Origin of the sequence: Nostoc sp. (assembly GCF_036919895.1) — a bacterium.
GTDB lineage: Bacteria > Cyanobacteriota > Cyanobacteriia > Cyanobacteriales > Nostocaceae > Nostoc.
On record NZ_JBALBW010000110.1, the window covers coordinates 43,307 to 58,793 of the forward strand.

General features: G+C 42.3%; 10 protein-coding genes. 3 read left to right on the forward strand and 7 right to left on the reverse strand.

Features of this window, described 5'->3' with window-relative positions; genetic code table 11:
- Positions 1–43: 43 nt before the first annotated feature.
- From V7K55_RS21760 to V7K55_RS21770, 3 genes are all read right to left on the reverse strand, one after another.
- Complete coding sequence (locus tag V7K55_RS21760) at positions 44–2,845, reverse strand: family 10 glycosylhydrolase (protein ID WP_334834730.1); 2,802 nt, start codon at positions 2,843–2,845, stop codon at positions 44–46.
- Positions 2,846–2,943: 98 nt separating this feature from the next.
- Positions 2,944–4,284, reverse strand: a complete 1,341-nt coding sequence (locus V7K55_RS21765; protein ID WP_334834731.1) for a TIGR03279 family radical SAM protein — start codon at positions 4,282–4,284, stop codon at positions 2,944–2,946.
- 69 nt (positions 4,285–4,353) lie between these two features.
- Complete coding sequence (locus V7K55_RS21770) at positions 4,354–5,178, reverse strand: undecaprenyl-diphosphate phosphatase (RefSeq protein ID WP_334834733.1); 825 nt, start codon at positions 5,176–5,178, stop codon at positions 4,354–4,356.
- 411 nt (positions 5,179–5,589) lie between these two features.
- Between V7K55_RS21770 and V7K55_RS21775 the strand changes: the two genes are divergently transcribed.
- The 3 genes from V7K55_RS21775 (at position 5,590) to nadB (ending at position 9,195) form a co-directional block, all read left to right on the forward strand.
- The gene (locus V7K55_RS21775) at positions 5,590–6,369 is read left to right on the forward strand and encodes a DUF3120 domain-containing protein (RefSeq protein ID WP_334834735.1); all 780 of its coding nucleotides are present in this window, start codon (positions 5,590–5,592) and stop codon (positions 6,367–6,369) included.
- Between the two features lie 524 nt (positions 6,370–6,893).
- On the forward strand, positions 6,894–7,322 hold the full coding sequence (psbU, locus tag V7K55_RS21780) for a photosystem II complex extrinsic protein PsbU (RefSeq protein ID WP_334834736.1): 429 nt from the start codon (positions 6,894–6,896) through the stop codon (positions 7,320–7,322).
- A 196-nt stretch (positions 7,323–7,518) separates the two neighbouring features.
- The gene (gene nadB / locus V7K55_RS21785; protein ID WP_334834737.1) at positions 7,519–9,195 is read left to right on the forward strand and encodes an L-aspartate oxidase; all 1,677 of its coding nucleotides are present in this window, start codon (positions 7,519–7,521) and stop codon (positions 9,193–9,195) included.
- A 166-nt stretch (positions 9,196–9,361) separates the two neighbouring features.
- Here nadB and V7K55_RS21790 read toward each other — a convergent pair whose 3' ends face one another.
- From V7K55_RS21790 to btpA, 4 genes are all read right to left on the reverse strand, one after another.
- A complete protein-coding gene (locus V7K55_RS21790) occupies positions 9,362–9,544 on the reverse strand; it encodes a hypothetical protein (RefSeq protein WP_334834738.1) in 183 nt (60 codons plus the stop codon).
- A gap of 795 nt (positions 9,545–10,339) precedes the next feature.
- On the reverse strand, positions 10,340–12,550 hold the full coding sequence (locus tag V7K55_RS21795; RefSeq protein ID WP_334834739.1) for a CHASE2 domain-containing protein: 2,211 nt from the start codon (positions 12,548–12,550) through the stop codon (positions 10,340–10,342).
- Positions 12,551–13,116: 566 nt separating this feature from the next.
- The gene (locus tag V7K55_RS21800) at positions 13,117–14,100 is read right to left on the reverse strand and encodes a vitamin K epoxide reductase family protein (protein ID WP_334834740.1); all 984 of its coding nucleotides are present in this window, start codon (positions 14,098–14,100) and stop codon (positions 13,117–13,119) included.
- 112 nt (positions 14,101–14,212) lie between these two features.
- Positions 14,213–15,061, reverse strand: a complete 849-nt coding sequence (gene btpA, locus V7K55_RS21805; RefSeq protein ID WP_334834741.1) for a photosystem I biogenesis protein BtpA — start codon at positions 15,059–15,061, stop codon at positions 14,213–14,215.
- Between the last annotated feature and the right edge of the window lie 426 nt (positions 15,062–15,487).

Here is a 15,487-nt window from a genome sequence, read left to right on the forward strand (position 1 = left end):
TTCTCCCTTGTCCGCCTGTTCCTTCTGCTGCCTTGCATCTTCATTAGGGATGCAACTGCACCCGGCGTTCGCCGTAACGCAATAGCCTTTCTATAGTTACAAGGCGATTTTCCCAAACTTTGACTTGATAGGAATTCGACTTAATTTCTTGACTCATCAATACCCGAAATTGAGACTGGAAACGAGTTAGAGAGGCTTTCGCCACTAGCAAGTTACTAGCAGAAGGGGAAGCAGCAAGCTGATTTAAAGCACTGCGTAAAACTTCTGCCTGGTTGTTAAAATCTGATATTGTCTGAGCAGGTCTTTCTAGTGGATCATTTTGGAAAACAAATTTCCATTCCCGTTGCAGTGCGGTGTAACGGATGGCAGCAGTTTTAAAAGGTTGGCGGTGAGGAATCGGTTCACTTGTTTTGGATTGAACTCTACCTTGGGTGCTAATAAAAAGCTTTTGTAGATCGTTGTTAAAATTCTCTGCGGCAAAGAGTGCGTAACCACTCACTGGCAAGTCCCTTACCAACTGGAGCTGATCGAATGCCCCGATTGTTGGTAAAGAAAGTAAGCGAATTCCCGGCACTAACAATGTAGCTCCCAATTGTTTCGAGGCGATCCAGGGTTGGGCTAGTCGCTGAAAGCGCGAAGTATCCAGAGCATAAGTCATAGGAACAATTAAATCTACATCTCCCCGCCTTGCCCAAGTTTCCCAGTTTTGTTGAATTTTCTGAATCCGCTCTTGTTGTGGCAGCGGAAATACTGCAACCGATAAAATCAAATTCGGTCGTTTTTGTCGCAACTGCTCTGAAACTTTGGCAACAAAGCTATCAACTTGCTCGGTGCGAAATGCTGTCCACTTTTGCCACAAGTCTGGTTGACTGGGGGAAATATTGATCGGATCTATGCCAGTAAGTTGCTGAAACTGCGCTCTTGCAGCTTTGCCATAGCCATAAGTTCGCCCTGCTGATGGGTCTTGAAAAGGGTAGCGAATGTAGTCTAACTGTAGACCATCCACATCATAGCGAGTAACAATTTCCTCGTACAGTTTGAGTAAGTACTGCCGCACTTCGGGGTTGGCTGGATCAAAGAATGGCTTAGTCTGACCAACGGGAATCATGTTGCCAAGATTATCGTAGTTTGCCCAATCGGGATGAGCCGCTAGTACTGGCCCTGGATAATTTGGACTAACGTTGATAATCTCATTGTGCCGTTGATTGCCAGCAGCAAAAGTCCAAACCCAAGCGTGTAATTCCATGTCGCGCTCATGGGCTAATTTCACTGCATCTTCTAGTGGGTTCCATCCATGAATTAATGGGTTTTGCTCTTTTGCAACTTGGCTGGGATAAATAGTATAGCCAGCATTAACAGTTTCAAAGAAGACAGTATTAATCCCAGTTTGAGCTAGGCGATCGAAAATCTGGGCTAGTCCCGCCTTGGTACCAGCACGAACAATTGTCCCCCGATCTAGCCAAACTGCCCGAATTTCTGGTTGTGCCACTCTTTGATCGACAGGGAACTGCTGCCACAAAATTGTCTTTGCTGCTAGCCATTGCTGACGAGCCAGAGCATAGTTTTTTTGAGCAATCAATTGGGGTAAGTTGTTGGCAATTACCCTTACCTGTGCCAAGGCTTGGTCTTTGCTTCTGACTAACCCACCTAATTTAGTTGAGGCCAATTGCGTCGGCTGCACATTAACAGGTTGGGGAGTGTAGGTATCCAGATGCCTAGCAGACTGCTTTTTCTCAGATATCCCAACGCTTTCGTTAGCCACATCAGCTGACACCGCTAAATTAGCGCTTTCCACCCGACCAATGAGATTTTCTAGCTCTTGCTGGAGGGCGATCGCTTGATTGTTATCAATCGGCTGATTGGAGTTCGGCGTAACATCCAGACGGACTGCTTGTTCTAACTGATCGATAGCCTCGGAATTGGGGGGTTTGACTATAGTCAGCGCTCTCGGTATGGGAGCAGTCGCACTTTTAGGAGGAGGGGATGACGGAGATGAGGGAGGAGATGAACTACCCCTCTGCATCTCTGCCCCTCTGCCCCCTTGCTCCCTTGGCGCAACTGCTACCGTTGTAGAGCAGTTTGAGGAGCCTCCTGTTACTTTTTTCATTCGACTTGATGGTGGTGGCGCTGTCAAATAATGATTGAGAGCAGCTTTTAACCAGGCATTATCTAATTCTGCTGCTGAGGCTGTATCTGTTCCCCAGCGCCAGCCAAAAAAGGTGGAACGCTCAGTTGTTACTACTGCGGCTGGATTATCTTTGGAATTCCAAACAGCAGCAGATTCAGCGCCCATATCATTAGGAATCACAACACCGCCGCGTATTTTGCCAAAAAGTTCAGTTTGATTTGCCCATTCTGGGGTATTAGTTTTTATGGGTTTGATCTGTTCTGTATCACTAAGGCTGAATCCCCAATAACCTCCCAAGAGCGATCGCAATAACTGCCGCACTCCTGCCGATGACAAACTACCCAAGGGGCCACTAGCAATCAAGCGCCCTCCCTTACTCATCCATTCTTCGAGAGCGATCGCTTGGGTTGGCGTTAATGTCTCGACATTTGGCAAAAATAATACTCTGCGATCGCCCCAATCTGCCCCACTCTTGACATCATTTAGGGGGATTACACAATATTTCACCCCTATTGTCTGCAAGCGGTCAGTTATCCCTGTCCATTGATTCGCATTTTCTGGGCTATGCACTACGCTCAATACAGGTTCTTCAGTCGCCGCCGTCACTGGCAAAATACTAAAACTATTTAAAATTAAAAAGTTAAAACTTAAAATGAAGAATCCGGCTTTTTTTATTTGTGAATTTGCCTTTTTATGATCCTCTTTCCGATTCTTCACTACTGACTCCTCAGTGGATTAATTATTAGGTTATTACTTCTTATTTATCATCTAGCATAACAATAAATTACCTCCGAAAAACAACTGATCTTTGATAACTAAACCGGAGCATAATTAAAAATACAGTTTTTAATTAAATCTTCCACTCCTGCTACTGGGAAAAATTTTGTATTTAGTCTACTTGCTAATTCCTCAATACTCATATCATCTAAAAATACTAATTCCCCATTTTTTAACATGACATTGGGTAGCAAAATCCCATCACCTAAATCTTCACCTTCCAAATTCAAAAGCAAATCATGACCAGTTAGTAATCCGGTTACACTGATAGTTTGTCCCCAATAATCACTACATAAAGCACGCATATTTACTTCTAAACCTTCAACAGAATTTAAGCGTTTCAAAATAGGTTGAAATGCTTTTTCTACGGCGTTGCCCACGACCCAAGTTAATTTTCTTTGAGGATATACTTTTGGCGGAAGTAATTCTGCTGCAACGGTGGCAAATTGCTTGATAAATAATTGAATCGAACCAACTCCGTTATCAATTTGGGGATATTCTTCATATTCTGATTCGCTGGGTAATTCCTTACCTGCAATCAAAAACCACTCATCGGCTAACCAAACAACGCTAGAACCGAATTGTTGGCAAAATTGCCGTGAGAGGATTTGCACCTGGGAAATGACTTCTTGAGCTTTTTCCCTAGTTACGGGTATGAGTTCGTCTTCTGGAGGGCGAAACCGTGTCAACCCAACTGGCACAACTGCCACTGATGCCACCGCAGGCACTTCACCAGTATGAAAAGACGCTAAATCTTTAAGAGTTTGTTCCAGGTGTTTGCCATCATTTATACCAGGACAAACAACAACTTGAGCATGAATTTGTAGTCGCCTTTTTTGAAACCACTTGAGTTGTTGTAAAATTTGTCCGGCACGCGGATTTTTTAGCAGTCTAATTCTCACATCTGCTTCTGTAGCATGAACAGAAACATACAAGGGAGACAAGCGCATTTGCTCGATTCGCTGCCATTCTTTTTCTGGCAAATTGGTCAGGGTAAGATAAGAACCGTACAAAAAGCTCAGACGATAATCGTCGTCTTTCAAGTACAAGCTGGTGCGCTTACCTGGTGGCTGTTGGTCGATAAAACAAAATGGACAGCGATTATTACACTGAATTAAGCCGTCAAATAGGGCAGTTTCAAATTCTAGTCCCAAGTCTTGATCGTAATCTTTTTCGATTTCCAGGCTATGAGTTTTACCAGCAGTATCTAAAACTTCTAGTTCCAAAACTTCATCAGCACACAGAAACTGATAATCAATTAAATCGCGGGGACGTGTACCATTGATTGCAACGATCGCATCCCCAGCCTCAAAGCCAATCTCGGCGGCTATTGAGTCGGGAATAACCTTGGTAATTCGGGCGGGATGAATGGTAGTCATGGGAATTAGGAATTGGGAATTGAGAATTTGTCATTTGCTTTAAACAAATGACAAATGACTATTATGAAATTATCCTTTCCAACCTGCGGCGATCGCAGCTAAGATAGTGATGCCAAATGCTAATCTATACCATACAAAAATCAAAGTGTTTTTGGTTTGTAAGTACTTGATCAAAAATGCAATTGATAGGTAGGAAAAAATAAAGGTTGAAATAATCCCTACAATTAATAGTCCAACAATATTATCGGGTAGTTGGTGAGCTTGAAATAATTTGAATATTTTCAAACTTTTATACAGCGTAGCAATGGTAAGAGTTGGAAACCCTAACAAGAATGAGAATTTGGCTGCTGTATCGCGTTCTAATCCTAAAAATAAGGCAGTTGTCAACGTTGAGCCAGAACGAGAAACTCCCGGAATCAAGGCAAGTGTTTGTCCCAATCCAACCAAAATACCATCCCGAATCTGCAATGAATCAAAATTTCGCTTGCGAGTACCAATTCTTTCTGCCAAAGCTAATACAAGCGCCATGATGATTGACATGATGGCAATAATTAATGAACTCTCTGGTAGAACGTCTTTTAAAAGAAAGCCGAAAATTAAGGCGGGTAATGTTCCTACTACAATCCCGACGAGAATTTTCCATTCTTCCCGTTGCCAATCTTTCTGTTTTAGTGCTTCGATTCCACCTTTGACAATACTAGAAATCAGTGACCAGAAATACCCCACAATTGCGATCACACTGCCAAATTGAATGGCATCGACAAAATCTTTAGAACCTAGTTCTTTCCAACCAAATACCTTTGTAAAAATCAGAAGATGTGCAGTGCTACTGATTGGCAAAAACTCTGTAATCCCTTGAACGATACCCAAAATAAAAGCTTGGATAAACTCCATTGCAATTAATACCTTTTTCCTGTTCTAGACATCATTATGAACATTGTCTAGATGATGATGTTGCTTTATATACTCTCTACTGCACCTAATCTTATAGAAAATCCGATTTTACCGATCAATAACATCATCTAAGACGCTGACCATGTTCTTACACCCACTTCAATAAGTCAACGAAATTTTAGCAGTTCATCAAACTTTAATATTTAGCGGACTAATATCGTTCGCTTTTTAACTGTTAAATTTTACCCTTCATCTCTCTGTAGTCCCCTATCTACAAGAAACTACAGAGCGGTTTTGTCTGGTTTGCACCAGCGCTCCGCCAAATTTCAGTATAATTACAATGCCCCTGGGGTGGATTTTAAAGTGTGATATCTTAAATAAGATAAAGTTTAGTAACAAATATTAAAAACTTTGATTAATAATACACTGTCTTCCTTCACTGCTTCTACCCCTTCTATTGATACCGAGTTAGATTTGGCTGATACTGGACAGAAGGGGATCGGGCAATTGGAATCTACACTTTCCTTTTCTGCCTCTCTCCCTTTATCTATTTCTGCTAGACAAAGTTGGTTAGTGTTTGCGGCAGCGGTGTTTTTGGTATCAGTACCAGTATTTGTAGAAGCGCCAATAGTCCGATCGCTACCAACTCTGAGTTTAGCGTTGACAGCATTTTGGCTGTGGCTAAGTTTTTCCTTAATGTCGCGTTCTGCAACTTATGTCTGGGGGGATTTGCTCTTAGGATTTAGCTGGAGTTGGTTAGCAGGGGCGATTTACTGGGGCTGGTTACGTTGGGAACCTTTATGGCATCTACCAGTAGAATCTATAGGTTTACCCTTTGCTTGCTGGTGTCTGGCAAAGAATTGGGGCAAGGTGGGTAGCTGGTTTTATTTAGGTTCTTTACTCGGTACAGTTTTAACAGATGTATATTTTTATCTAGCAGACTTGATGCCCTATTGGCGGCAAATTATGAGAGTAGATGCAGATGGCGCAACACAAATATTACAAAATGCCCTCATGCAAGTACAAACCCCTTGGGGACAAAGTTGGGCAATAATTCTCGCCTTAGTGCTTTCAACAGTCGGGATTTTAGCTTTAGGTCGAAATCAAAGACACTGGTATGCCTTTGGTGGAGCAGTTTTAAGCACAATTTTGGTAGACAGCTTATTTTTGTTAGCTGCGATCGCAGCGTGAAGCAGGCAGAAGGTTGCAATGATTGTGTAGGCTTTTCTTCGCAAAACTTTTTCTAGTCAACCTACAACACATCAAAAATGATGCTGTAGATAATTAATTAGTTAAGAAATATTACATAATAGTCCATCACCCTGAATTATTCTTGCTAGGGTATTCGGTATTAGACATCGAACGGTTTCGTGTCTGCTCGGAATGTAAAATCAGCCACCCCGAAAAGATTTATGTCTCGCTGGGAATACGACCGAAATCATTGATAGAAGTCTATTACAGCTATGTAGACACAGCGCTCGTGATAAAAATTTTTCCTAAAACTACAGGTAAACCCAGTAACAGTAAATATTGTGCATATTAATACGCTGTATATTAGTTTCTGATGACTGCTGTGTTAATTAAGCTATCAGGTTTTGTCTTTTGTCCCTTGTCCTTTGTCCTTGGCACTCTCACTAATGACCAATGACTAATGACCAATGACCACTTTTAGCTTAAAACTTTTATTTCTGTTTGATGGAAAGAGGTAGAAAATCGTGAAAGGATTGGCGCGTTTATTAACAGTGTTTAGTTTGTTACTTAGTTGCTGGGGATTGTTGGGAACAACTCAGATAGCCCAAGCTGCTAGTTTCAACAGTTTTGCTTTTCCTCAAGTCCCAATTCTGGCAATTGAGCGGCAGAATCGGGCAGATAAGAAGCTAGGAACGGAATTTGGTAAGAAAATCGATTTGAATAATACCAATGTCCGAGCTTTTCAACAATATCCAGGGCTTTATCCCACCCTGGCGAAGAAAATCATCACAAATGCTCCCTACAAAAATGTAGAGGATGTATTGGATCTTCCAGGATTGAGCGATCGCCAAAAACAAACCTTGCAAGCCAACTTGGATAATTTTGCCGTGACAGAACTAGAACCTGCCTTCAACGAAGGAGACGATCGCTTTAACAACGGTATCTACAGATAACTGACTTGCAGTTAATGTAGCAAATAGCAGCCCACTCCTAATTCTAGGGAGTGGGATTATTCTATTAAAAATGAAGGGGATGAGGAGGATCGCAAAGACAAGGGAAACAAAGAGGACAAAGTAAAATTTTCCCCCTGCTCCCCTGCTCCCCTGCTCCCCTGCTCCCCTGCTCCCTCTTCCCCCCTCCCTCATTACCTTGTCTCAGATAGATATTCCTAGCCAATTTGATGTCTTAGTAGTCGGCGCTGGTGCTGCTGGACTATACACGGCGCTGTGTCTACCAGAGTCTTTGCGAGTCGGTTTGATTACCAAAGAAACTGTTGCTTTGTCTGCCAGTGATTGGGCGCAAGGTGGTATTGCCGCAGCCGTTTCCCCAGAAGATTCTCCCACACTACACATTGAAGATACGATCCTGGCAGGTGCAGGTTTGTGCGATCGCACTGCTGTAGAATTTCTCGCCCAACTTGCCCCTAACTGCATTCAATCCCTAGTTAACTTGGGGGTTGCTTTTGACCGTCATGGTCAAGCCTTGGCTTTAACTTTAGAAGCTGCCCATTCTCGCAACCGCGTTCTCCATGCTGCGGACACCACAGGGAGGGAAGTTACTACCACCCTCACCACTCAAGTATTACGTCGTCCGAATATTCAAGTTATTCAGCAAGCTTTAGCTTTAAGTTTGTGGATTGAACCCGAAACTGGTCGCTGTCAGGGAATAAGCCTGTTTTATCAGGGAGAGATCGCATGGATTAAAGCTGGTGCTGTAATATTGGCAACTGGCGGCGGCGGCCAGGTATTTGCCCAAACTACTAACCCGGCGGTGAGTACGGGTGATGGGGTAGCGATCGCATATCGGGCTGGGGCTATCCTCCGCGATTTGGAATTTGTGCAATTTCACCCCACAGCCCTAACAAAACCTGGTGCCGATCGCTTTCTCATTAGCGAAGCTGTACGCGGCGAAGGCGCACACCTTGTTGATAACGAAGGGCGGCGTTTTGCTTTTGACTACCATCCTGCGGGTGAACTCGCACCCAGAGATGTAGTCAGTAGAGCAATTTTTAGCCATTTACAACGTACCGCAGTTGATTTGGCGACTGCCCATGTGTGGTTGGATATGCGCCCCATCCCTGCGGACAAGATTCTTCACCGCTTTCCCAACATCATCAAAGTTTGTCAGCATTGGGGAGTTGATGTTTTCCATGAACCAATTCCTGTAGCGCCTGCTGCTCATTACTGGATGGGTGGGATTGTCGCGGATCTAATGAATCGCACAAATATTAAAAGTTTGTATGCAGTGGGTGAAACTGCTAGTACTGGAGTACATGGGGCAAATCGTCTTGCCAGTAATTCCCTGCTGGAGTGTATTGTGTTCGGGGCCCAGATGAGCCAAATTGAGCTAGAAAATATTGGGTTGCCGTCAGAAATACCAGTGTTACCATCACGTAAATTTAGTGTTGATGCTAGCGAGGGAAACATCCAGCAAGCACAGCTAGAAGCACTTAGAGAGAAGTTACCGCGTCTGGTGTGGGAAAATGCTGGTATTTGTCGGGAGCAATCAAAGTTGGAAACTGCGATCGCCACTGTCGAATCTTGGCAGCAAGATTTCGCTGCCTTGCCTTTAAGTCAATTCTTGGTTGCTTTACGCCCAGCAGAGCCAGCTAATTTTGACCTACCAGATGTTGAACGGCAATTGCGACTTTGGGCAGAAACCCGCAATTTATTAGATGTGGCTAATTTAATTCTCAAAAGTGCTGCTTTTAGAACCGAAAGCCGAGGTGGACACTACCGTTTAGACTATTCGCAGCCAGACCCAAATTGGCAAGCTCACACCCTTGTACAAACACATCATTGGTGGAAATCTTCACTATTATCTTGAATAAATTACCCTTGGCATTTCCCAAGGCAAGAAGACTCACTAAAGATTATAGATCCTCTCCCAAGAGCGATGGCATATATCCAAGCAAAATATGCGGTGTCTAAGACACGATCTACACGAACGCACTGTTTTACCACAATCTAAAATTTAAAATCCAAAACGGTCATCAACGAGTGCCGCTACCATGCTGACTGTCAGGGCCACCATAATTTGGTGGAATATATGTGTCTTTTAAATTTTGAGAACTGACTTGATGGGTGATTGAAGTATTGTTGCTAGTAGTACCACCAGTATTAGCACTTGCAGTACTGGACATACCCGTATAAGCGGCAATCTTCGGTATTAACATGCAAGCGCTTATACATAATATCATGATTTTTGTGATTCGGAAGTTATTTCTCATAGACTCAGTAATTTTACTAGTTTTGACTTTTAATGGTGATTTTATTTTTTAGCGTGTATTTACTTATATTGATGAGAAAAATATTTTAACTTTATTAAATTATTGCTAGTGGTTTACAACTAATCGTGGTATTCACTTGTACACAAATTTTAATTTGCTGGTATTAAATAATTCCTATACTTAAGAAATATTCTTAATGAACCGTTTTTACATCAGTCTAAAGTTAGATATGTTGATGAATCACTGTAAGCTTTTTATCTACTTCACTATTTATTAATAGTATCTTAATGCTTTTAAGTATAAACACTATGCCTGCTGAATAAAAAGTTTATCAAATATTAAATAATACTTAATCTCTTGTATAGTTAAGTTTTTATCAAAGTAAAGATAAAATAATATAATTGTTATATTGTAAAGGTTTTAAAAAGTGTAGGAGTATAAAAAACCGTAATAGCACTATCAAGTATAAGTATTATTTTTGCAGTAAAATAATTACATAAAAATATTTTTTTCCTAATTACTTCTAAGAACTAATTTCTTGCTTACCTATATTCTTAGTTTTGGTTATTAGGTCAAAAAGCCTTGCTAACTCTATGTCTTAACTAAAAAACCATCTCTAGACATAATACACAATGCTTTTTCAAGACCGTACCTTGCATGTGTTTAAAATCCGAATTCCGAATTTTAAGGTAAAAATTTTTACTAAAGTAATAAAAATCTGGGGACTTGACCCTTGACTAATTAAGAAAACTCGTATCGATTTTTACCCAGATGCTTGGCCCGATACATTGCTGCATCTGCTTGCTTCATCAAAGTTTCACTGTCTTGACTGTTGTATGGGTAGACACTAATGCCAATACTGGCAGAGATTCGGATGGCATAGCCGTCCAAAACAATTGGCTTAGTAATACTGCTTAAGATTTTTTCGGCCACCTTAGCCGCTATTTGGACGTTAGGAATTGCCCGTAAAATTATAGTAAATTCATCGCCGCCCAAACGAGAAACTGTATCACTAGCGCGTAAAGAGTTGCTCAGTCTTTCAGCGATAGTTATTAGCAAGCGATCGCCCGTCTCGTGCCCCAGAGTATCATTGACTTGCTTAAAACCATCTAGATCGATGAACAGCAGTCCTAGCAAGAGGTTATTGTGTTGCGCCCAATTTAACGACTCATAAAGTTGTTCGGCAAAAAATTTGCGATTGGATAAACCGGTCAGAGGGTCGTGATACGCCAAATAACGCAAGTGGTCTTCTTTGAGTTTTAATTCATTATTAGATCGGAATAGTTCAGCAGCAGTCCGCTTGAGTTGTTCCTCCATAAGCTTGCGCTGAGTAATATCTCGGATAACCCCAACTAAAAAGAAATTGCCAGCTGAGTCTTTATGGAGCGATCGCTTAGTGGCAATTTGATGAGTCTTTCCATCTGCATTTGTAAATTCTTCTTCATGTTCCTGGGGTTTTTGAGTCCGAAATATAAGATCGTCCTGTTGTCGAAACACATCAGCCTCATGTTTAGGGAAAAAGTCATAGTCTGACTTTTCAATTAACAACTTATTCGGATAACCGATAAATCGACAATACGCCTCATTTAAAACAATCCACTGGTGTTGTTCATTTTTCACAAAAATTGGATCGGGAATCGTGTTGATGACGCGATACAAAAATTCTTTTGAACGTTTCCACTCTTCCTGCATGTGGGCAATATGACTGGTCATCCATATAGCTGAACTGCCAAAGCTAAACAGTGAGGGAATGAGCGGTATCCACCAACCATACAAAAAAGCAAGGTATGCACTCAGGGTCAATACAAAACAAGAAACTAAGATACTGAGCAGACCTCTCATTGCATGTCGTATCCGCCACGTAGTCACGGCTCCTAGATAAGACCAGACAAAAATCCACAAATTTTCTACTAAGTCAGGCCAGACCTTGAGTAAGGGCCGTCCACCAAGGGCTGCTGAGATTAACTCACTAATAAAATAAGCTTGCAGTTGAATACCAGGTACAGGCTTTGCCGTACCCATTAGACTACTGGAATAGGGAATGAATACAAAATCTTGGAGACTGGGGGCGGTGGAGCCAATGAGTATAATCCGATCTTTGATTAAGTTTTCTTTGACTTTATCTGCCAGTACATCTCTCATCGATACCTGGCGAAAATTACACAATTCTTTAGATGAACCTTGACATTTGGGTTTGGGAAAATTGGTTAAAAGTTGGTATCCTCTATCGTCGGCTCCCACATAGCCACCATCATTAGCCTCAAAACGAGTAAATTCTGCTTTACCCAATTGCAAATACTCAGGGTTGTTTTTTGCTTTGGTGGGGGTAATTCCCTTTGACTTTAAATACAATAAAGCCAACTTCAAAGCAAAACTTTCGTGTGGCTGATTATCAACAGACCAATACAACAAACTGCGACGTACCTTACCATCAAGATCGTACAGCAGGTTATTAAAGCCCACTTGATTCTGATTCAGTCCCTGTGGAGGCAAAACACTAAAGTTTCTGTTTTTGTTTTTGTCATTTGTCAATAGCTCAATACCAATTAAGTTGGGCATTGACTTATAAACATTACGCAGTTCTTGGTTTCCTGGCTCTACTGGCAAATTTCTGTAGATATCTAAGCCAACGGCAAGGGGTTTGTGGACATTTAATTTTTGTAACAACTGGGCAATCTTCGTATCTGGAATCGGCCACGAACGTATTTCGTTTAAATAGGATTCATTAATCACTACAATCGTAATCCGCTCTTCTGGCGGCTCATTTGGACGTAGGCGAAAAAATTGATCCAAAGCTGCCAACTCCAAAGATTGCAATAATCCGATGGAGTGCAAAAGCAGGACGCAGACTGCAACGCTGACGGCAGTAATCAATTCTCTGTGTCCTCGACTAAGCGATTGTTTGAGTCTAAAGATTAACTTTACAAAACGCTTGTCTAGTTGCTGATTCATTCCCATTACCTAGTGGGGAGAAATATTCTCTATTTCCTATAGATATTAACTATCGGACTAACATAGATCAAAGGAGAACTCAATAGAGTTTCTAAGAGTTTTTTCAAATCAGCAAGGTTCTTAAAGAGATCCTAGTATAGAATTCCGATTTGATTTCTAAAACATACTGAGACTGGAAAGCGCATTTTATAATGGGTTTCATCTAAAATCTTGTTCAAAATCAGATATGAGTCCTATGCTTGTGAATGTATTACCATATATTCAGGCAAATTATCTTACAAAACGGCAACGGGGACTTTTTTGGCTATCGGCACAAATTAAGTATAAATCTTGATTAATTTCCTTGAGCTTTAGGTATTTGCGGATAAAAGCCACAAGAGAATTGGTTATCGGGTATTGGACAACACCTATTATCTATTACCAAAAACAAAAAGCCAACTGGAAACAGACTTTGCTGTATTCATCCAATTGGCTGTACTCAGGACTCTTGATCTGGGATGTGAACTACACCTTACCGCTAGCTAGCTCAGTGTAGACCATGCTTGAGACTTCCTGAAGGTAAGTAACTACTTGAAATACTTGAAGTTGCGAGTCCCTGTGTAACCAGAAACTTTTGCTAGTTCCTCTAAATTTTGGACTCCACTATAGCTTTTCCCATTAACGATCCAAGTGGGGAAGCCTTCAATTTTTGCGGACTTACATAGTTCAGTTTGAGCATTGAGTCCTTCAGGAGCGCACTCTACCTTAACATCTTTGTTGATTATTTCCTCGGCTTCTTTACCAAAAAGCATCTTTTGTTCATGGCAGTGAGGACACCAGTAAGCACTATATTCCTTCGCGCCTATCTTTGCTAGATGGCTTGCCAAGGCTATTTCTGCCTCGCCAGAAGTAGTAGTAACTTCCCAACCGAAGGCTGGGTTAGGGTCTCCTTTGGAATTAAAGGTAATTTTAACTGGTTGTCCAGGAGTTCCAGATGTTACATCTGATTTATTAACGCCAGCATAAACCCCTAAAGTGCCAATCAGCGTTACCATCCCCACAATTAGGGCAGTAAATAAGATTTGTCCAATATCCTCCCAAGTGCGACCCATAATTGTTAGTATCAAAAGACTCACAGAAAACAAAGCTGAACCGATACAGTAAGGACAAATAGCTTTGATTTGAGATGCTAACACGTACATTAAGTAGCCGCTAAAGACAGACATAGCGATCGCACCCACTAGCAGCAACCACCACGTTAAATTTTCTAATTGTTTGCGGCTATTGTTTTCCCCTGAGTTCAATACCAAGGGAGCCAAAGCAAATATCACCATACTGATATATGCCAACAACCCAAACAAAGCTAATGGCTGACCAAGAACTGTTGCCCAAGGACTTGAAAGCACATCATTACAGCCCTTAGCACCAGCCTCTGCTACACAAGCAGCACTGCCTCCTGTTAACTTTTCTACGGTGAGATAACCTGTGATCAGCGCACCACATCCAGCGATCGCAGCAATCAATGGACGTGACCATTTATGAATCCAAGGAGTAGAACGGCGGCGAATCATAAACTGTTATTGGGGATTGGGGATTGGGGATTGGGGATTGAAAAGAGGCAGGGGGCGGGGTGCGGGGGGCAGAGGGGCAAACTCTTCTCCCTTGCTCCCTTGCTTCCCCCATTTAAGAATGTAACTTCACTTGTTCTACTGATTTACTTTCACTTTTGGAGTTCCAATTGCGACGGGCAGCTTCGACAAATTGACTGACGCGAATTGGGTCAATTGGTTGCTCAATCCGTCCGTGACGTTTCAGAGAACTGGAAACTATTACACCATCTGCTGCCTGCATCAATGTATCAATATTTTCCCAATTTGCTCCACTACCAATAAACACTGGCGTGCCAGATGCTGCATCACAAGCTAGTTCCAAATCTTCTAAGTTAGGTGGGCTACCAGTAGCCCAGCCAGATAAAATCACTCCGTCTGCTAAACCCCTTTCAATGGTATCTTTCACGGCGACTGTGAGATTTGGAGAACTCAAAGGACGGGCGTGCTTCACCAAAACATCGGCCAGAATTTTAACATCACAGCCTAACTCCCGTCGATAGCGGAGTAGTTGATAGGCTTCTCCCTCAATTAATCCCTGATCGGTTGCCATTACCCCTGTGAGAACATTGACGCGGATAAATTGCGCTTGCACACAGCTAGCGATCGCCATTGCACTTTTACCGTCGTTTCGCAAGACATTTAACCCTATAGGCAAAGTCACCAAGTTTTGTATCCGTTGCACCACAATGGTCATGGCACTCACAACCACGGGATCGACTTGGTTTTTGGTAAAGGGCGCGTCGAAAAAATTCTCCACAATCAACCCATCAACCCCTCCACTTGCCAGGGCTGCGGCTTCTTGTTCGGCGCGGTCAATCACCGCTTTTAGGCTACCTCCCCAACGGGGCGAGGTAGGTAGTGGTAGCAGGTGAACCACGCCAATAATTGGTGAGCGAGTTTTAAATAATTGATATAAGTCCACGTCTTTAATCCGCCTCGCGGAGTCCAGAGTCTAGAATGTTTTGACTATTGACTGTATGACCCTTGACTCTTGACTTTTCATTAACTAGTCAAATGTGTTTTATGATAGTCGGTTTATTGCCTCCTTCCTCAGATGGAAATTGGCGTGAAACCTCCCATAAGATATGTTAAGATAAAACCTGGCTACAAGAGGAGTTTGCCACTCACTAGACGCAAGGCAGCTTTCCGTGGTTTAGGCATCTTGTCCGCGCCCAGTCGCAGGACTTGCCAATCGCCAGGTTAACATTACTGCTTTATCAAGCGTAGTCGCTTTCGTCGATTTCCCGGAGGGTAGCGACTTCTCAACAACAAGCCCTTTGGGCGGCTTCCCGATGGGTAGATTAACAACGCACACGCCGAGGTAATGTAAAATACCAATAGGCGAATT

Excerpts from the sequence above, each read along its gene's own strand:
- V7K55_RS21765 (WP_334834731.1), bottom strand. The coding sequence starts at position 4,284 with ATGACTACCATTCATCCCGCCCGAATTACCAAGGTTATTCCCGACTCA.
- V7K55_RS21800 (WP_334834740.1), bottom strand. The coding sequence starts at position 14,100 with ATGATTCGCCGCCGTTCTACTCCTTGGATTCATAAATGGTCACGTCCA.
- V7K55_RS21790 (WP_334834738.1), bottom strand. The coding sequence starts at position 9,544 with ATGTTAATACCGAAGATTGCCGCTTATACGGGTATGTCCAGTACTGCA.
- V7K55_RS21795 (WP_334834739.1), bottom strand. The coding sequence starts at position 12,550 with ATGAATCAGCAACTAGACAAGCGTTTTGTAAAGTTAATCTTTAGACTC.
- V7K55_RS21770 (WP_334834733.1), bottom strand. The coding sequence starts at position 5,178 with ATGGAGTTTATCCAAGCTTTTATTTTGGGTATCGTTCAAGGGATTACA.